General features: G+C 47.7%; 16 protein-coding genes. 8 read left to right on the top strand and 8 right to left on the bottom strand.

Annotated elements, in window-relative coordinates:
* The first annotated feature begins 2 nt into the window (after window positions 1–2).
* Window positions 3–899: an ATP synthase F1 subunit gamma gene (gene atpG / locus ACO08K_RS14900; RefSeq protein WP_421797201.1), complete on the top strand. Its 897-nt coding sequence runs from the start codon at window positions 3–5 to the stop codon at window positions 897–899.
* A 77-nt stretch (window positions 900–976) separates the two neighbouring features.
* Here the strand turns inward: atpG and ACO08K_RS14895 are convergent, their stop codons facing one another.
* The 7 genes from ACO08K_RS14895 to ACO08K_RS14865 form a co-directional block, all read right to left on the bottom strand.
* A complete protein-coding gene (locus ACO08K_RS14895) occupies window positions 977–1,573 on the bottom strand; it encodes a Crp/Fnr family transcriptional regulator (RefSeq protein ID WP_421797200.1) in 597 nt (198 codons plus the stop codon).
* Between the two features lie 156 nt (window positions 1,574–1,729).
* Window positions 1,730–2,695, bottom strand: coding sequence for an NAD(P)-dependent alcohol dehydrogenase (locus ACO08K_RS14890; RefSeq protein ID WP_421797199.1), 966 nt, complete (start codon window positions 2,693–2,695; stop codon window positions 1,730–1,732).
* A gap of 83 nt (window positions 2,696–2,778) precedes the next feature.
* The gene (locus tag ACO08K_RS14885) at window positions 2,779–5,217 is read right to left on the bottom strand and encodes a TonB-dependent receptor (RefSeq protein ID WP_421797198.1); all 2,439 of its coding nucleotides are present in this window, start codon (window positions 5,215–5,217) and stop codon (window positions 2,779–2,781) included.
* A 248-nt stretch (window positions 5,218–5,465) separates the two neighbouring features.
* Entirely contained in the window at window positions 5,466–7,847 is a 2,382-nt protein-coding gene (locus tag ACO08K_RS14880; RefSeq protein WP_421797197.1) for an ABC transporter permease, read from the bottom strand.
* Between the two features lie 178 nt (window positions 7,848–8,025).
* Entirely contained in the window at window positions 8,026–8,475 is a 450-nt protein-coding gene (locus tag ACO08K_RS14875) for a hypothetical protein (RefSeq protein WP_421797196.1), read from the bottom strand.
* Between the two features lie 57 nt (window positions 8,476–8,532).
* Window positions 8,533–9,336, bottom strand: coding sequence for an ATP-grasp domain-containing protein (locus ACO08K_RS14870; protein ID WP_421797195.1), 804 nt, complete (start codon window positions 9,334–9,336; stop codon window positions 8,533–8,535).
* A gap of 156 nt (window positions 9,337–9,492) precedes the next feature.
* Complete coding sequence (locus tag ACO08K_RS14865) at window positions 9,493–9,675, bottom strand: hypothetical protein (protein WP_421798331.1); 183 nt, start codon at window positions 9,673–9,675, stop codon at window positions 9,493–9,495.
* A gap of 131 nt (window positions 9,676–9,806) precedes the next feature.
* On the opposite strand from ACO08K_RS14865, the gene ACO08K_RS14860 reads away from it, so the two are divergent.
* The 4 genes from ACO08K_RS14860 to ACO08K_RS14845 all read left to right on the top strand — a co-directional run bounded on the left by ACO08K_RS14860 (window position 9,807) and on the right by ACO08K_RS14845 (window position 14,388).
* The gene (locus tag ACO08K_RS14860) at window positions 9,807–10,262 is read left to right on the top strand and encodes a type II toxin-antitoxin system VapC family toxin (RefSeq protein ID WP_421797194.1); all 456 of its coding nucleotides are present in this window, start codon (window positions 9,807–9,809) and stop codon (window positions 10,260–10,262) included.
* Window positions 10,263–10,386: 124 nt separating this feature from the next.
* Window positions 10,387–11,982, top strand: a complete 1,596-nt coding sequence (locus ACO08K_RS14855) for a GDSL-type esterase/lipase family protein (RefSeq protein WP_421797193.1) — start codon at window positions 10,387–10,389, stop codon at window positions 11,980–11,982.
* Window positions 11,969–13,717: an MBOAT family O-acyltransferase gene (locus tag ACO08K_RS14850; protein ID WP_421797192.1), complete on the top strand. Its 1,749-nt coding sequence runs from the start codon at window positions 11,969–11,971 to the stop codon at window positions 13,715–13,717. The genes ACO08K_RS14855 and ACO08K_RS14850 overlap by 14 nt, the downstream gene beginning before the upstream one ends.
* A 113-nt stretch (window positions 13,718–13,830) precedes the next feature.
* A complete protein-coding gene (locus ACO08K_RS14845) occupies window positions 13,831–14,388 on the top strand; it encodes a dihydrofolate reductase family protein (RefSeq protein ID WP_421797191.1) in 558 nt (185 codons plus the stop codon).
* Window positions 14,389–14,509: 121 nt separating this feature from the next.
* On the opposite strand, the gene ACO08K_RS14840 is transcribed toward ACO08K_RS14845, so the two are convergent.
* Entirely contained in the window at window positions 14,510–15,511 is a 1,002-nt protein-coding gene (locus ACO08K_RS14840) for an RNA ligase (ATP) (protein ID WP_421797190.1), read from the bottom strand.
* 144 nt (window positions 15,512–15,655) lie between these two features.
* On the opposite strand from ACO08K_RS14840, the gene ACO08K_RS14835 reads away from it, so the two are divergent.
* The 3 genes from ACO08K_RS14835 (at window position 15,656) to ACO08K_RS14825 (ending at window position 17,940) form a co-directional block, all read left to right on the top strand.
* Complete coding sequence (locus ACO08K_RS14835; protein ID WP_421797189.1) at window positions 15,656–16,207, top strand: RNA polymerase sigma factor; 552 nt, start codon at window positions 15,656–15,658, stop codon at window positions 16,205–16,207.
* Complete coding sequence (locus ACO08K_RS14830) at window positions 16,204–17,001, top strand: HEAT repeat domain-containing protein (RefSeq protein WP_421797188.1); 798 nt, start codon at window positions 16,204–16,206, stop codon at window positions 16,999–17,001. The genes ACO08K_RS14835 and ACO08K_RS14830 overlap by 4 nt, the downstream gene beginning before the upstream one ends.
* A 159-nt stretch (window positions 17,002–17,160) precedes the next feature.
* The gene (locus tag ACO08K_RS14825; protein ID WP_421797187.1) at window positions 17,161–17,940 is read left to right on the top strand and encodes a hypothetical protein; all 780 of its coding nucleotides are present in this window, start codon (window positions 17,161–17,163) and stop codon (window positions 17,938–17,940) included.
* The last annotated feature ends 18 nt before the right edge of the window (window positions 17,941–17,958 follow it).

Raw genomic sequence — 17,958 nt, 5'->3', positions numbered from 1 at the left:
CCATGGGTGCAAACTTAAAAGAGGTTCGCGAGCGGATCAAGTCGGTAATGAATACGCAACAGATCACCAAAGCCATGAAAATGGTTTCGGCGGCGAAGTTGCGCAGAGCCCAGACTGCGATCCAACAATTGCGGCCTTATGCTGATAAATTGAACGCGATGCTGCGCAACATCCTCTCCAACCTGGAGGGCGATGCCAGCACAACCTACGGCCAGGAACGCCCGGTGGAACGTGCCTGCATTGTAGTGGTGACTTCCAATCGTGGCCTTTGTGGTGCCTTCAACGCCAACGTATGTAAGGCGGCGGTTGCAACCATTGAAGCCAAGTACGCTGGAGTACGGGCCAAAGGCAATCTGGATATCCTCTGCGTAGGCAAACGGGGAGCAGAATTTTTCAAAAAGCGCTACCCGGATTGTCGGGTGATCGTGGATCACATGATGCTTTTTGAAGACCTGAGCTCCAATAACGTAGGAACGGTATCGGGCAAACTGATGGAGGCTTTCGTGAGCAAGGAGTACGACGCAGTAGAAGTAGCTTATGGCCGCTTCCGCAATGCTGCCATGCAATACGCCGAAGTTGAACGTTGGTTGCCAGTAGCCAAACTGGAGGTACAAGCTGGTGCCAGCACTAAAAAAGCGGACTACATCTTCGAACCAACTAAAGAAGGTTTGTTGGAATACCTGGTGCCCAGCATCCTGAAGACACAGTTCCAGAAATACTTGCTGGATACCCACGCTTCAGAACACGGTGCCCGGATGACTTCGATGGACAAGGCGACCGAAAACGCCAACGACCTACTCCGCGACTTGCGCATCAACTACAACAAAGCCCGCCAGGAAACGATTACCAATGAAATTTTGGAAATCGTGGGTGGTGCTGCAGCGCTGTCGGGGAATTAAGGAAATACAGAGAAACAAAACGAAAGATAAAAAGGGGTGTGGCACTGAGAGGTGTTGCACCCTTTTTGGTTTTTGTGTTATCGCTGCGCCCTCGACGCATGTATCCTCCCCCGGATTCGACTCAAAGACTCAGGCTTGATCCCCAAATAACTCGCCAATTGATACTGCGGCACCCGGTTTACCAAATTGGGGCGGGTTTGTAGCAAATTCAGGTAACGCTCCTCAGGGCTGGAAGCCAGATAAAAGGCCATCAACTCGCGGAATTGCCCCAATTTTTTCTCCGTTTCAATGCGGCAAAGGGATTCGATGCTGGGAAAAAGGCGGTACATTTTTTCTTCCTGCGCCTGTGTGAAAACCGACAAGGTGGTGTCTTCCAGGCATTCCCAGTATTTTCGGCTGGGTCTCCGCTCTATTTTACTCAAATCATCGGAAATGGAATCCCCTTCCAGGTAAAATTCGCTGGTTTTTTCCTCCCCATCCACCAGGTAATATTCCCGAACGCAGCCTTTGAATACATAATAACAAACCTGTGAAATTTGTCCTTCGCGCAAGAGCAAGCTACCTTTTTTCAGGGTTTTTATGGCCGTTTCGGCTACAATGCGCTGGATTTCTTCCGCCTGCAAAGAGGTATAAAAATTCAGATTCTGGATCAATTTGTCGGTGCATTGATCCATGCTATAGCAGGGTCTGGAAATAACAACTTCGTTAGCGGATTGCATGGGCAGCTCATTTGGTGGAATCACCCAAAATACCCTTAGCCCTGCGAACCTGCGTTTAATTTTCGATTAAACCGGAACTTGTTTCGACTCAATGCAGAAAGTGTAATGTGTTTAATCCCCCAAGTCGATGATCACGTTCCCGATTTTTTGCCCACTTCCTACGTATTCGAACGCTTCGCTGATTTTTTCCAGAGGGTAAGTTCGATCAATGAGGGGCTTGAACTTGCTGGCTTCTATCAACTTTTTCATGTATTCCAAACTGGCTTTGATGTTAAAGGGAATGGGAAAAACCACTTTTTTGCTGCCGAAAATTCGAGTAAGCAAAGGCAGGTAGAGGTTTTGCCACCAAGGCCCCAATTCAGACGACAGGTAGATGCCTCCTGGTTTCAAGAGTCGTTTGCATTTAAAAAAAGTACTTTTTCCTACGGCGTCAAATACATAATCGTAGATTTCTCCGTGCTGTGTAAAATCCTCTTTTTCAAAATCAATAACCTTTTCAACTCCAAAGGCCTGAATACGCTCCACGTTTTTAGTGCCACACACCGCAGTGACCTGTACGCCTAAATCGTGTAGAATTTGTATTGACGCTGAACCAATAGCACCACTTCCTCCATTGACCAATACTTTTTGGCCGGGAGTGACCTTTAGTTTGTTCACAAAATTAATGGCGTAATGGGCGGCTTCGGCGCTGGCCGCAGCTACTTCATAGCTGGCGTTTTCAGGCATTTTTATCACATTCCTATTCGTGGCGATGCAAAGGTATTGGGCATGCGACTCCAGTCCGGTGTCATCAAAACCCCATACTCGATCACCAATTTTAAAGTCCTTTACCTCCGGGCCAATCCCTTCGACCTGCCCGGCAAAATCCGTGCCCGTAATCGGCAATTTGGGCTTACTCAAACCTGTAAACGCCCGGATAGCCAGGGGCCAACCCGTCAGTACCGCACAATCGGTACGATTGACGGTAGCTGCATACACCCTGACCAAAATTTCGTTCGCTTTTGGCTGGGGTTGGGGTACTTCCCCTACACTCAATTGTTGAGGGGGTACATATTGATAACGAAGAGCTGCTTTCATGATGAAATGGTTTTGTAGGGTTGAGGGAGCTTGAGTCTACCGCGATCGGATCGCTGCGGTAGCTTCAACTTCCCTCAACTTTTTTAAAAATATACCCGGTACATCAAGTTGGGAAACACCCCAAATTGAGTAAGGTAACCAATGTTATTGGGTTTTGATTCATCGTAAAATTCCGAAATTTTTCCTTTATTGTTGGTCACGTTGTCGAGGTTGAGGAAAAGTTCGTGGGTGGCGCGAAGTAGATTCCATTTGTAACTGGCAGACAGAATGACCTGGTAGGTATCACCCAAGCTGCGTTCATAAGCTTTGCTGTAATCCCAGAAGCGGTTGGCGCCGGGGTCAACGGCCAATTGACCACTGTTGTCGCGCAACAGCGGAATGATTTTGCGGCCCCCGCCGAAAAATACCTTGGCGTTGAATCCCAGGGTGCGGTTCTGTTTGGGACCCAGTTTGGGAATCTCTTTGCCAAAAAGGACATTAACCAGGTAGTTGCCATTGTAGGGGGTGTTGCGCTCCACGCCTTCCAGCGAGCGGTATTTGGATTGGTACAAAGAGGTATTGAACAAAAAATAGTAATTGCGGTGGAAAAAACGCTCCAGCGTGAACTCAATGCCGTAGTTTTTGCCAGTACCCCGATTGACCAAATCCACGTAACGGAACTCCAGGCCTTCATTGATGGTGGCGTAGTAACTCGTATCCAGGTTTTCAACGGGCAAGTTGAAGAGGTCCTGGTAGTACAGTTCAACTTTTGCCATGAGGTGTTGACCAAAGCGTTTTTCGTAACCCAGCACAAAATGATGGGCTTTGAGCAAGTCCAGATCGCGGTTCACTTCCGCAATGCTGCCATCGGCTTGTTTGACCCGGGCGAAATAATTGTGGATGCTTTCCATGGTGCTGTGCAGGCCATAACCCGCGTGAATGGCACTGCCGGGGCTGAGTTGCCAGTTCAGGGCGAGGCGGGGCTCCAGGGTGCTTTTTTTATTCAGGAGTACATTCAGGTTGTGCACTCCTGCTACGATGCTCAGATCGTTGTTGAGCAGGTGTTTCCAGTTGACGAAGTTGCGCAGGGTAGCTACATTTTCATTAAAATCGATCAGCTTAAAGCGGGTAGATCCTCCTTCGATGATTTGACTTTGCTCAAATTCATAGGCAAACAAGCTGTATTTGCTGCCGATCTGGATTTTGTTTTTGGCATTGAACTTGTGGTGAAAGGTGAGTTCAGCCCGGTAGGTGGGTTTTGCCAAACGGCCGCTGAAGTTCAAATTGCGACCTTGGGCAGAATCCCGCAAATACTCGCCGTTGGGGCCGTAAATTTTGATGAGTTGTGACTCAAACACATCGTCCTTGATGCCCTCGTTGGAATAGGCCAGGCTGGTTTTAAGGTAACTGCGCTGGCTGAGGTTCAGGGTATGATTCAGGCCGAGGTTGAGTAGATGGCTGCGTTTTTGGTAGTCTTCGCGGATTTCACCGCGCATGCCATTGCTGCCCGGCGTTTCCCAAAGGGCGGGAGTGACATCGTCGAACAAAAAACTGCTGCTGCCACCCAAACCAAATAATGAAAACACGCCTATTTTTTTGGTGGGCAGCACTACTTTGAAGGCGGCATCCTGAAAATTCAGGGCCCCGTTGACGTTGTCGACCAGGCCAATGTCCTGGATCAGTGAAACGGTGGAATAGCGGTAGTTGACGAGGTAAGAGCCGCCATAGCCTTTTTTGAAGGGGCCTTCCAGGGTCAGGTCGGTGCCAATCAGGCCAAAGCCAAACACGGATTCAAATTTTTCATTGTTACCCGCCCGGAGTTTTACATCGTACACGCCGGATAACACATCCCCAAATTCAGCAGAGAAGGCGCCAGTATGGAAATCGGAAGTGGCCAGGATGTTGTTGTTCAACGTACTCACCGAGCCGCCTACGGAACTTTGGTCGGCAAAATGGTTGGGGTTGCTGATCTGGATGCCTTCCAGCCGCCATTGTACGTATTTGGGAGAGTTGCCCCGCACGATGATGTCGTTGCTGCCATCCTGGGTGCTGGTGATGCCTGCAAAATTGGAGAGGATGCGCGAGGGGTCGTTGAAGCCGCCGGCGTAACGGTTGGTTTGTTCGGGCGAGATGGAACGGGCGCTGATCATGGCCATGTCGTTGAGGGCAGTGCCTTTGTTTTTGTCCTCAGTAATGACCACTTCTTGCATTTTGATGGCGGATTCCTGCATGCTGAGGTTGAGCAGGGTTTCTTTGCCGGAATTGACGACGATGTTGGGGATGATCGCGTTTTTGTAGCCCAGATAAGAAACTTGTATGCTGATCCGGCCAATTGGGACCTTGTCTAGCCTGAAATTGCCCTCGGTATCGCTGGCCGTTCCCAGCAAAGGGTCACTTCCCAAAATGATCACTTGTGCGCCAATGAGTGGCATTTTACTGTCTTCGTCGAGGATGGTACCGCGGACGATTTGGGTCAGGTTTTGGCTGAATAAAACGGCAACAAAAAGAAAAAGGAAGATTGTCGTTGCACCGATTCGCTTCATTGTAGTCGAGTTTTGAGTGAATTGATGGTGCAAAGGACGGAGGAGTGGAAGTTTAGTTCATTGACTTTGGTTAAGAAGTGAAAATGTAAGGTGAATGTGGCTCCGTGTGTTTGTGGCTCCGCTAGGGGCCTGATGTGGGTAGAAACCGGATACCAGCTATTTCTTTGACTCGAAACAAGCAGAAATAAAAAAACCTGTAGCCTTTTGTTGGCTACAGGTGATTTCTTTTAGGTTTACCAGTCAACTACCTATTCCGACCGCAGCGACTTTACCGGATTTGCCAGCGCTGCCCTCACACTTTGCCAACCTACCGTTATCGCAGCAATCACAAAGGTGCTCAACAGGGAGAGTGCAAAGACGCTCAGTCCGATGCTGATGCGGTACACGTAATCCTCCAGCCAGGCATTCATGGCCCACCAGGCTACTGGAGCAGCCACCACAAAAGCAATCACAATCAGACGCAGGTATTCTTTGCCAAACAGCCACAATATGCCCGCGATGCTGGCCCCCAGCGTTTTGCGAATGCCCACTTCCTTGCGTTTTTGAGCGACCATAAATGCCGCCAAACCGTACAAGCCCAGACATCCAATCAAAATGGCAATCCCGGCAAAAATGCGGATCAGGCGCAGGAGCATGGTTTCGGTTTCCAGGAATTCACCCAGTTGTTCATCCATGAAGCTTTGCTCGTAGTAGTGATCCGGGTACAAACTTTCCCAGGTTTGTTGAATTTGAGCCAGGGCAGGAGCGGGGTTGCCCGGGCTGAGTTGTACTGCACAAGTGTAATAACCCTGGGCGTAGGTACTAAAGGCGATTGCCGAAATTTCCTGCTCCAGCGACCAGTTGTGAAAATCGCGCACCACGCCCACCACGGGCGCTTTGAAATCGCCCACCTGGATGGTTTTGTTCAAAATTTCCTCGGGTGAGGCCAGGTTGAGTTTTTTGACAAAGGTTTCATTGACCAAAAATTCGCGTACGGTATCGCTGGCTTGCAGGTTGCGACCAGCGGCCAGTTTCAGATCAAAAGTTTCGAGATATCGGGTGTCGATGGGTTTGTCGTTGACTACCCACTCTTCAGGTTTAGGTCGATTGTTGTAAACGATTCCGGTTTGGTTGTTGGAACTGGCGGCGGGTGCCTGGTAGCAGAGAGACACATTTTTTACCCCGGCAATTTGCAATAACTGCGTTTGTAGGGTTTTCATGTTGGCTTGATCGGGAATTTGCAGGTTTACGATCGCCCCGGGTCGGAAGCCCCAGTCTACATTTTGAGCATAATGAATTTGGCCTGTGATCACCGCCGCGCTGATGATGAGCACCTGTGAAATGCCAAATTGGGTGGTCACTAGGATGCGTCGCAAGGAGTAAGAGCCACTCTTGGGCATTTCGCCCATGCCTTTCATCGAAATGATGGGATTGAATCTTGCCTGCATGAGCCCCGGGTAAAATCCAGCCAGGAAGGTGAGCAGAATTGCCAAAATCAACGTGAAAGCACCCAATAACAAATACAAACGATTGTCAAAAACGACGTCTTGTTTGAGCCAGGTGTTCAGATAGGGTTGCACCAGAACGGCCATCAATATGCCGACCAGGATGGAAACGCCTACGATCAGGCCCGTCTCGGCAATAAACTGCCAAAACAATTGCCCTCTGGTGCTGCCCAGCGCCTTGCGTACGCCTACTTCACGCCCCCGGGTGAGGGCTTGCGCGGTGGCCATGTTGACAAAATTGAAACAAGCGGTAAAAATCAAAAACAAACCAATCATGCCGAGCGCCCAGAGGAATTTTTTGTCCACCCCGAAGCCGTAAGCTTTGTCAAAGTGCAAGCCGAGCATGGGCTTGGCCTTATAGGTAAACAGGTCTTTCATTTCCGGGTGTGGATGGTCTTTGCAAAAACGCGCCATCACCGGATTCATTTCTGCAAAAGCATGCCCCTCTTTCAACAGGACAAAACAATGGGTGCCTCCGCGAGCTCCTCCCCAGGAATCCAGACCAATGCCAGAAATGGAATCATTTTTTAAAGTTGCCCAGGATGCCAGAATTTCGTGTTTGTAGTCGGTGTTGTGGGGCAAATCCCGTACAATGCCCACTACCCGCAGGTCGGTACGGTTGTCTTGGCGGATTATTTTGCCTAGGGCTGGGTTGTTACCGAAGTACTTGAGTGCCAGTTTTTCGGTGATCAGTACCGTGTTGGGTTGTTCTAGCGCCTTCAGGTCACCCTGCACCAGGGGCAGATCGAGGATGTCAAAATAGGCGGGTTGCACCCAGGCAAATTTTTCTTGCTCCTTGTATTTGTCTTTGCCACCCTTGGCATTGTTGATGCTGATGAGTACGTCATCTCCGCCGGAAATCATCGCCGCTTTTTCCACAAAAGCGCATTCTTCTTGGAGGGTACTGGCCATGGGATTGGGCGCACCCGGGAAAGGGAAATAACCATCCGTTTTGACATCCATCACGATGCGCATGATGCGATCGGCTTTGGTGTGGTAGGTGTCAAAATTGGTATGGTGCTGGATGAGGGCAAAAATGAGGATGCTGCAGCCAATACTCAAGCCCAGGCCGAGAATGTTGAGCAGGGCGTAGTCGCGGTGTTTGGCGAGTTTGCGGGTGATGAGTTTGAAATAGTTTTGAAGCATGTTGGTTTACTTTAGAGCATTGGGAGGAGGAGATCAATTTTTATACCAAGTATGTAGGTTGTTGATTTTTAAATTTTTATGAGTTTTGAGAGAATGGCGAAGTGTTCGATTTTGAACAGTGTGGTGTCCGTATCTTTAAGGACAGTTGGTTGCCACGCAGAGCTACCTGCTTTCCATATTACATTGGACTTAAACACATGTACTCGACCTCATAATCTTCAGTTAGATAAATCCTTCCAGGTTCACTGTAACTATAGTTGAAGAATTCAAGCCTTATGCCATATTTGTCCTTGACTAGTTGCATTTCTGAAAGGCTATTGTATGGAATATCCACATTCAAATCCTCCCTAAATTCCACGGCCCACATTAGTTTGCCATGCGCGTCAAATCTGATCAGCTTGGGAGGGAGAGAATCCGAGAGATTCATCAGGCCAAACTTTCCGTTAGGGATTTTAATTTGTTGCTCCAATTTTAAATCCTTCACATTAATCGTAATTGGCTCTCCATAAATTGGGCCAGCAGACATTCCACATTCGCCCCAGCTTTTCACCTGGAAAACCAGACAAGCAAAACATATAACTATTCCTGCAATTAGGGTAAGGGCTCCTACTATTATAGCTTTCTTCATTTCTTTCTTTTAAGTGTAGATAAGGATCCTATAAGCGACGACTCATTAGCCACAAGTTTATTTTCTCATTTTCTGTTTTATGAATTTGTTGACCGATTGAATAACCCTTTCAATATCATGCTTGTAAAACCCTGTTCCATTGAAGCAATTACATTCAATCAATTTGTATTCATTTTCAATTTCGGCAATATCCATCACGTAAATATCCTCTATCCGATATTCAAAAATTCGCTCGGTAGCAAATTGCATCATCCCTTCGGGAATATCCTCCTCACTTTCATTTAATTCACCCTCATTCATGTATCTTGATGCTGAAATGATTTGATTGTCAACTACGAACAACCTCCATTCTTTCTTGATTTCTTTTGGTTCTGAAATCCAAACTTCTGTTTCCTTATTCAATTCAGGCAATTCCAATTCACAAACTTTACCGCACCATTCTTTCAAATCTATAAATGTGTCAACTCTTCCGCTAAATTCTTTGCCGTCATCATTTGGTCTTAAAAACCATTTCTTTTTTGGGTCGCTTTCTAATTTCTTCAATTCTCCAAACTTCATTAATCTCCCATCAGAATTGAGCACATTTCCATTCCATTTGTCGACATAGTTCCTCATCTGGAATTTTGTTGGCTCGAAAAAAACTCCTTCTTTCAATTCATTATCTTTAAAAGCATTGAGCATAAAAGTTGTCGAGCCGTAAATGATTTTGAAGCTATCTTTATTGCTTATTGCTGGAATTTCATCCGAAAACGGGATTACTTCAACTTCTTCCCAAATTTCATCTTTACCATTTAGAGCCGATTTTATCCGTTCCAAAATTTCGGGCTTGGTCAGATTTTTTTGGAGTATCCAATTTATCATTGATGGCTTTTTTTATTTTATTAGTGGCAAACTGGTCTTATCACCAACCACCTTACCTCTATCCCGCGCCTTGCCACAATTTTAACTAACTGAAAGGCGCTTAAAGCTACAAGAAAGTAACAAAATCTTAATGTTATGTAACCTGTATTTTCCCTCTCATTCACTCCGCAGCGACTTCACCGGATTTAACAAACCCGCTTTGATGACCTGATAACTGACCGTCAACAAGGCAATGGCTTTAGACCAACCAACTACAAAACATATTTTGACAAGACAATGAAATTCCTGTAATTTGCACAAAAGATAAAACATGATCGTCACCATCGAAACTTCGGGCATTCAAGAGGTTGAGCAACTGTTATTGATGCTTAAGTCATTGAATATCAAGAGTGTGAAAATACAGGAATCGCCAACAAACCCAAAGCCTATCATCACCAGAGGGAATAAAAAATTAGACCCAAAAGAACTTTTTGGCATTTGGCAAGGCAAACCAAGGACAATTGAGCAAATACGCTCAAATGCTTGGACCCGCAACTGGAACATTTGATATGGTGCTCTGCGATACAAATATCTTCATTAGTGCCTTCAACGGGAGGGCTGATACAATCTACCAGCTGGGTGAAATTGGCTTGGAGGAGATTGCTTTGTCTGCCGTTACCGTTATGGAACTCTTACAAGGTATGGGCAACAAGAAAGAACTTGCCAAAATGAAAAAGAAGATAAAATATTATGACATCGTGCAAATTGATGAAACGATATCGCAAAAAGCAATTGAGTTTATTGAAGCCTATAAACTAAGTCATGGTTTGCAAATACCCGACGCAATCATCGGAGCAACAGCCGTTGTACATCAGATTCCGCTGTATACATACAATTTAAAGGATTTTGATTTTTTGCCAGGAATCATCTTGTATCAACCTGCATGAAAATTCCCCATTCCCAATTTTTTTCCTACCTTTACCCCCATCAGAGTAAAACCCTCGTATTCTTTCCAGCCACCCATGAACCTGAGACGCCCCTACATCCTCGAAACCTTATCACATTCAGGTCATGTTACAATTTCCCCTTAAGATTTGCCTGAGCCTGGTACTGGCATTCTTGGGTTGTGCCCCTGCGGCCGAAAAACCCAAAGCAGCTGTAGCAGCCAAGGTAGTGGTGGCCAAGCCCATCACACCCGCCCCAAAAGACACCATCCCTAGGCCAGCGGATTTGGACCCGGCCCAATACCCCTACATCGACTTTGGCGCCAATGTTATTGAGCGCAAAGAAAGTTTGGAACCCTTTTTCAAACATTTGGACGACCTGCGTGCGGGTAAGTCCAACCAGGTGCGCATTCTGCACATTGGCGATTCGCACATCCAGGGCGACTATTTCACCGGGTGGATGCGGGCGTTTTTCCAGTACGAATACGGCGCAGCCGGGCGAGGTTTGGTTTTTCCTTACCGCCAGGCCGGAAGTTACAATGCCCGCGATGTAAAGAGTAGCGCCACGGGCAGCTGGTTGGGCCGCAGAAGTACCTTTCAAAATACCGAAGTGCCCATTGGCATCAGCGCAATGGGAATGCGTACCTACTCTGAAAACTTTGAACTCGACCTTTTTCCTCAGGATCGCTACGGACTGGACCAACGCTTCAATTCGGTGACCATTTTTCACGAAAAAGGCCCGGAAATATTTGACATGTTGCTCGAAACGGGCAATACCCCCCAGGCCAATCCACCCAAACCCACGGGCAGCAAAGCCATTGCCGCCAGCGTGGTCAGCAAACCGATTATTCCCCCCACCACGACCAAGCACAAAGTGCGTCCCGGGGAGTCCCTGTACAGCATTTCGCACAAATACCGCTGCAACATCGTGGAACTCCGCAAACTCAACAACTTGAACAGCAACCTGATCCACCCCGGCGACAACCTGACCATCCCCGCTTCAAAACTGGTAACACCTCCACCTGCTCCAGGCCCGGTTCCCGACCTGGCTACTTTTGTTACTGCTGGTTCAAAAGTGGTATCGGGTGCAGCTGATGCCAATCAACCCTTCCATACCATTGTGAACCTCGATACCCTCACCAATTTGTTGCGCTTGAAGGGACTGAAACGCCAGCCCCGGCAAGAGCGGACGACCCTGTTTGGATTCGTGCTGGAGAACAACACCCGTTCAGGTGTATTGTATTGCGCGGCAGGGGCCAATGGAGTGACGTATTACCACTACAACCACGCCGAATATTTTGTAGATCAGGCGAGCATGTTGTACCCTGACCTCATCATCATTACCCTGGGCACCAACGAATGTTTTTTGCCAGCTGGCAAGATGGCGGAAGTAGATCGCGAAGTAGGCGCTTTTTTGGACAAATTGAAAGCCAAAATGCCTCAAGTGCCTATTTTAGTGACCATTAACCCCGATGTACTAAAAAATAAATCGGTGGAGAATACCATAGGTTTGCAGGTTCGCGATATCTTGCGCAGGCAAACGCAAGAACACAATGTAGCCATGTGGGATTTGCACCAAATCATGGGTGGACTGGGCTCGATGCGCCGCTGGCGTTCCGAGAATCTTGCGCAAGCGGACGGAATTCATTTTACCGAACGAGGATATTTAGTGAAGGCGCAATTGCTGTACGATGCGCTGAAAAAAGCCTATGCCGCCAATTAACTGGACCGACTTTTCAGGATTGTGGACTTATGTAGCATCCAGACCTCTGCTGTTTAGCAACCTGGAGTTCTTCATTCTGTTTTTCATTTTTTACACCTTGTACTTGTTGTTGCTGCGCAGCTTCAACCTGCGTTTGCTGCTTACCACGATTTTTTCCCTGTTTTTTTACTACAAATGCACCGGAGGGCCAGTGAATCTGTGGGTGTTGTACACCTATCCTTTCATGCTCCTGATATTTTCTACGGTGGTGGACTTTTTCCTGGGGCACTTCATTTACAAGGCCAATGGCAAGGGCGGTAAATTGTTCTTTTTGATCCTCAGCCTGGTCTTCAACTTAGGCATGTTGGTTTATTTCAAATACACCAACTTTTTCATCGGCATCTTCAATTATTCTTTTCATACCGATTGGGCGCTGCAAAACATCTATTTGCCCGCCGGGATTTCATTTTTTGTGTTCCAAACCTTGAGTTACAGCCTGGATGTGTACCGGGGCTTGATCAAACCGGTTAGTGCAGAAATGAAAGACTTCCGTTCTTTTTTGCGCAGCTTTTTTGACTTCGGTTTTTTTGTTACTTTTTTCCCGCAGTTACTGGCCGGGCCAATCGTTCGCGCCCACGACTTTTTGCCACAAATCCGCCGCAAGCCCATCTTGAGCAATGAACAAATGAGTAGGGCGCTCATCCTGATTATGGGCGGTTTATTGAAAAAAACGATCATTTCCGATTACATCAGTATTAATTTTGTAGACCGGATTTTTGAAAATCCATCCCTGTATTCCGGACTGGAAAACTTGATGGCGACTTATGGCTACGCCATCCAGATTTATTGCGATTTTTCGGGTTATTCAGATATGGCCATTGGTTTAGCCTTGTTGTTGGGCTTCACCTTGCCTGACAACTTTCATACCCCTTATCGGTCGAGCAGCATTCAGGAGTTTTGGCGGCGCTGGCACATTTCCTTGTCCAGTTGGCTGCGCGACTATTTGTACATTTCCCTGGGGGGCAACCGCAAGGGAAAGTTTTTTACCTATTTCAACCTGATGATCACTATGGTGCTGGGTGGTTTGTGGCACGGCGCCAGCTGGGTCTTCATTGCCTGGGGCGCCCTGCACGGCATTGCGCTGGCCATTGATCGGGCCATGTCGGGCAAAAGCCGTTTTTGGGGCAATCCCGCCATGCGCGCTTTTATCATCGTGGTCATGGTGCAGGGGACGTTGCAGTTTATTCTCTACACCCTGTCTTCCAGTGGAGGAATCACGCCTGAACAATTGTCGAGTTTGACCTGGGCCAACCTCGCCTTTTTCAGTTTATCCCTCTTGCTCACGTTATTGGCTACTGCGGTGGATGTGATGAGCAATCGTTTGATCATCGGCCCCTGGGTAGGTACTTTTTTGACCTTCCATTTTGTTACTTTCTGCTGGATTTTGTTCCGTGCCGGGGCTTTGAACAACCCTAATCCGCCCTTGGATACCACCGCGGCGGTGTTGACTCAAATTGGATCGTCCTTGCACCCAGAATTGTGGGGACAGTTGTGGGATGGCTATAAGCAGGTCTTGTTGTTGATTGGCCTGGGCTATTTGTTGCACTTCTTGCCTACGCGCTGGTACACTTTTTGGGATGGCTTGTTTGAACGCAGCCCGGCTCCGGTGAAGTCACTGGTATTGGCTTTTGTGGTTTGGCTGGTCATACAAACGGCAAGTGCAGATGTGGTGCCCTTTATTTATTTCCAGTTCTAAGGCTTGTCCAATTTTTTTGGCGGAATCAACCCTTCAAGTTGTCATTTTTACTCCTTACATGGCATTGCAATGTCCCCTACCTTTGTAGCATTAAATGACAAAATAACTTTACCATGCGTACCTTGAAATTACAAGTACAAATGTCGGTAGACGGCTACATGGCTGGCCCCAATGGCGAAATGGATTGGATGAGTTTTGACTGGGGTGAGGATTTGATCAAATTTGTCACCGAGCTTACGGACCCGGTGGATACGATTGTACTGGGCCGGAAACTGGCCGAAGGGTTCATCCCGGTTTGGAAAGCGCGCCTGGAAGATCCGAACGGGGAGGATCATGCTTCCGCCCGAAAATTTGTTGAAACGCCCAAAGTAGTGTTTACCAAAACCATGGAAACGCACAGCTGGGAATATACCGACCTGGCCAAAGGAGAATTGAGTGAGGAGATCAATGCGCTAAAAAATAAGGAAGGAGGAGATATCATTGCCTACGGAGGCGGCACTTTTGTGTCGGGGCTCATTGAGGCAGGTTTGATCGACGACTTGTATTTGTTTGTTAACCCGATAGCCATAGGGGCGGGGATGCCGGTTTTTAAAGGGAAGACGGTGTTGAAACTGGCGGCTTCACATGTGTTTGAATGTGGAATTGTGGTGCTACACTACCAAAAAGGGTAAAGGTTTCGTGAGTGCTTACCTGGGGTGATTCCTTTAGTGCCTTCGGTTTCTTAGGTGGTGAAGATTTTTCTTTTTCACCACCTAAGAAACCAAAGACACCTAAGGGCCACCTCAAAAAGGCTCAATCCTCCGCTTCCAAAAAAGCATTCGAGATCGCCTTGAACGAAATCTTCCGATCCGCGCTGCGCAGCACTAAACCTTCCCGTTTCGCCTGCTCATTCAAGATCGAAGGTCCATCCGCCATCCGCAGCAAGTCCTCCACTTTGGCAGGTAACTGAAAATCAGCACTGATCAGTGGCACAATCTGTAAACCATTCTTGAGGCAAAAATCTACCGTTTCTTCGTAGGAGTAAAAACGGTGCTGATCAATGTCAAACACGTGGAAAACAAACAAGTGTTGCCCCCGCAGTTTGTACATGTTCTTTTGAATGCCTTCCCCGATCATTTCGCCCTGAATGGCCAGATTTTGCCGACTGAGTTTTTCCTGCAACTGTGTTTCGGCTGCTACTTTCCAGTAAGAATTAGGATCTTCATCCGACAACTCCCAGTTGCGCGAACAGATGCCGAAATGGCCGTTGCGCTGGTAAGCGGTGAAGGAAGTTCCATCCAGTTTTTCGGTGACCACAAAAGGTAAACCCTGCCAGTTGGCAAATTCTTCTAGCAAGTTTTGCACCCGCTCCTCGTCCGTTTTGGGGATAAAGCCCGGAAAAGGCCCGATCACCTTGCCCGTCAAATCGGCTGGAATGGGCGGCTCATATTTGTCTACCCGCAAACGCTCAGTCAGGTCGGTACCCAGCGGCTCGGCCGGATCCACCTCGGGAAACCAGTCCAAAGGCAAAAACAAACCCTGCGACAATTGCCCCCGCAAACGGATGGTACGCAGCCGAAAACCTTCAACATCGCCCATTTTGCGCAGCGAAGATTTGCGCAGAAATTCAAAACGAGGATCACCCACGGGTAAAAAAGAATCGATTTCAAAATAAACCCCCTTTTGCCCAAGTTGAACTTCACCAATTTTGACGACACAAGTCCAACCGTCGACCACCGCTACTTGAATGGCGTCAGCTCCAGGAATGGCTTGTAATTCAGAGCATTGACGAATGCTGGCCAATTTTCGATTCATGAAAATGTCTTACATTTAATGAGGTTTTGAAAAAATACCCAACGGAGTTTTGTAAAAACGAGTTCCATCAAGAAAAAAAATTCATTTTCTCCGTAACCTTTTATCTAAACCCAAGTAACCTAAAATAGAACGCACACGAAATAAATGCAGCGCACACCTCATCCTACTGACGAAGAACTGATGGTACAGCTTGCCGATGGCAAGTTGGATGCTGCTGCCGTGTTGTTTCAGCGCTACAAGGTCAATTTGTTCAACTTCTTTCTGCGCCAGGGCATTGCCCGGGAAGCCAGTGAAGATTTGGTGCAAAACCTCTTCGAACGGGTGATCAAGTACCGGCAAAGTTACCGCAAAGGTATGGCCTTTCGGGCCTGGTTGTACCAAATTGCGCGCAATGTACAAGCCGATTGGCAAAGGAAAGGTGGTAAGATGATCCAGGAAGACGTCAGCCAGTACGAAAACCGCCCAGAACTACCTGAAATGGGTCTGGGACAGGAAGAGAACCTGGTGATGATGGAAAAAGCCATGCAACAATTGCCGCCAGAGCAACTGGAAATTTTGTTGCTGACCCGCTATCAAAAGATGAAGTACGCCGAGGTGGGGGAGTTGATTGGCTGCTCGGAAGGGGCGGTGAAACTGAAGGTATTTCGCGCTCTACAACAATTGCGCAGCCTTTATTTTAAACTCGAACAACTATGATGATGCACGATAATACTGCCTTGCTCCTGATGGAATACCTCGAGGGCACTTTATCCCCGGAGGCACGTCAGGAACTGGAAATACAACTGGCTCAAGACGCAGAACTGCGCAAAAGCCTGGAAGAATTGCAAATGGTGTGGACGCAAATGGAACAATTGCCGGAGCAGCAACCTTCTGCGGCATTGGACCAGGGCTTTAATGATTTTTTAGGAGCAGAAAAAAGCAAAGTGCAATCACCCAACTGGCGTGGGAGGATTTTTTCCTTCCACGCGCTTCCGCGCATCGAATTGCAGGCAGCAGCAGCGGTGGCGCTGGTGTTGGTTGGGCTTGGGTTTGGCTGGTTTTGGCGCACCAATCAGCGACAACAAGCCGAAATTGTAGCCTTGCGCAACGAGATGCACAGTACCCAAAAAATGCTGGTGCTGGCCATGTTGGACAAACCCAGTGCCAGCGACCGCATCCAGGCGGTGAACGTCCTGGAGCAACAAAAAAAGGCCGACCCCGAAGTGATCAAAGCCTTGATCAATACCCTGAATTTTGATGACATGGTCAATGTGCGCATGAAAGCGGCACAAGCCCTGAGTACATTTTCTGAAGATCCAATGGCTCGTAAGGCCCTGATCAGTAGTTTGTCAACGGAACAAAGCCCCGAAGTACAAATCACCATCATTGAAATTTTGGTCGAGCTGGGCGACAAACGGGCAGTACCCACTTTGCGCTCGGTTTCTGAAGACCAAAAGCAGATGGACTTTGTACGAGAACAAGCGGCTAGTGGAGTGGAACGACTCTTGTAATGGTTGAGGAGGTTGAGAAAGTTGAGAAGGTTTAGGCTGCCGCAGCGATTTTGATAATGCCCTTGTCTAAGCCGCTGCGGTAGCCTCAACCTCCCTCAACCATCTCAACCTTCCTAAACCTATCTTCGACATTTTTTACCTTTTCAAAATACCAAAATCATGAAGTATTTATTCGCTCTGGGCGCAGCGTTGCTGTTGCTCACCCCGGCTACTTTTGCCCAAAAAACCTTCAAAAAAGCCTTTACTGGCTCTTCGCCTAAAGTGAGCATTATGATTGAAAAAGCGGAAATTGAAGTAAGTGGCTACAGTGGCAATGAAATTCAAATTGAAGCCGATGGCACTTTTCCTGGCCCTCCCGAACGCGCCAAAGGACTCAAACCTTTGTACAACAGCGCCGAAGACAACACGGGCATTGGGCTCGAAATCAAGGAAGCAGGTGGCGTGATGACCGTCAAAAAAGCGAGTTACCACGAAGCCAAGTACAAAATCAAGGTACCCAACAACGCGGATGTCAAAGTGGAAATTTTGGACTGGAACAAAAGTGACCTGGACATCAAAGACATCAGTGGCGAGTTGGAGATCATTGGCAAAAGTTCGGACATTAAGCTGACCAATGTAACTGGCCCCATTGTATCTAACACTGTAAATGGCAACACTGAGGTCATTTTTACCAAAGTCAATCAAAGCAAACCTTGTCACATCAGCACCATCAACGGCTTTGTGGATGTAACCATGCCCGCCGATACCAAGGCAAAATTGGCCATGTCGACCATCCACGGTGAAATTTATTCAGACCTGGACATCAAATTTGCCTCGGACGATAAAACCAGAGGGCTTACCCCCATCCGACGCAACATTTCAGGTGCCAGCCTCAACGGTGGTGGAGTAGAATTGACCATCAAGTCCATCAATGGAGATTTGTACCTGCGCAAGAAATAGTCCAGAGTCCACCTTTCT

The organism is Haliscomenobacter sp., from assembly GCF_965225875.1.
GTDB lineage: Bacteria > Bacteroidota > Bacteroidia > Chitinophagales > Saprospiraceae > Haliscomenobacter.
Note: the sequence above shows the minus strand (reverse complement) of the source record. Positions and strands in the feature narration are given on the sequence as shown.

What these genes read in the sequence shown, in the direction of transcription:
- ACO08K_RS14895 (WP_421797200.1), bottom strand. Translation starts at nt 1,573, where the DNA reads ATGGATCAATGCACCGACAAATTGATCCAGAATCTGAATTTTTATACC.
- ACO08K_RS14835 (WP_421797189.1), top strand. Translation starts at nt 15,656, where the DNA reads ATGCAGCGCACACCTCATCCTACTGACGAAGAACTGATGGTACAGCTT.
- ACO08K_RS14870 (WP_421797195.1), bottom strand. Translation starts at nt 9,336, where the DNA reads ATGATAAATTGGATACTCCAAAAAAATCTGACCAAGCCCGAAATTTTG.
- ACO08K_RS14890 (WP_421797199.1), bottom strand. Translation starts at nt 2,695, where the DNA reads ATGAAAGCAGCTCTTCGTTATCAATATGTACCCCCTCAACAATTGAGT.
- ACO08K_RS14830 (WP_421797188.1), top strand. Translation starts at nt 16,204, where the DNA reads ATGATGATGCACGATAATACTGCCTTGCTCCTGATGGAATACCTCGAG.
- ACO08K_RS14845 (WP_421797191.1), top strand. Translation starts at nt 13,831, where the DNA reads ATGCGTACCTTGAAATTACAAGTACAAATGTCGGTAGACGGCTACATG.
- atpG (WP_421797201.1), top strand. Translation starts at nt 3, where the DNA reads ATGGGTGCAAACTTAAAAGAGGTTCGCGAGCGGATCAAGTCGGTAATG.
- ACO08K_RS14850 (WP_421797192.1), top strand. Translation starts at nt 11,969, where the DNA reads ATGCCGCCAATTAACTGGACCGACTTTTCAGGATTGTGGACTTATGTA.
- ACO08K_RS14865 (WP_421798331.1), bottom strand. Translation starts at nt 9,675, where the DNA reads ATGCCCGAAGTTTCGATGGTGACGATCATGTTTTATCTTTTGTGCAAA.
- ACO08K_RS14825 (WP_421797187.1), top strand. Translation starts at nt 17,161, where the DNA reads ATGAAGTATTTATTCGCTCTGGGCGCAGCGTTGCTGTTGCTCACCCCG.
- ACO08K_RS14840 (WP_421797190.1), bottom strand. Translation starts at nt 15,511, where the DNA reads ATGAATCGAAAATTGGCCAGCATTCGTCAATGCTCTGAATTACAAGCC.
- ACO08K_RS14885 (WP_421797198.1), bottom strand. Translation starts at nt 5,217, where the DNA reads ATGAAGCGAATCGGTGCAACGACAATCTTCCTTTTTCTTTTTGTTGCC.
- ACO08K_RS14880 (WP_421797197.1), bottom strand. Translation starts at nt 7,847, where the DNA reads ATGCTTCAAAACTATTTCAAACTCATCACCCGCAAACTCGCCAAACAC.
- ACO08K_RS14855 (WP_421797193.1), top strand. Translation starts at nt 10,387, where the DNA reads ATGTTACAATTTCCCCTTAAGATTTGCCTGAGCCTGGTACTGGCATTC.
- ACO08K_RS14875 (WP_421797196.1), bottom strand. Translation starts at nt 8,475, where the DNA reads ATGAAGAAAGCTATAATAGTAGGAGCCCTTACCCTAATTGCAGGAATA.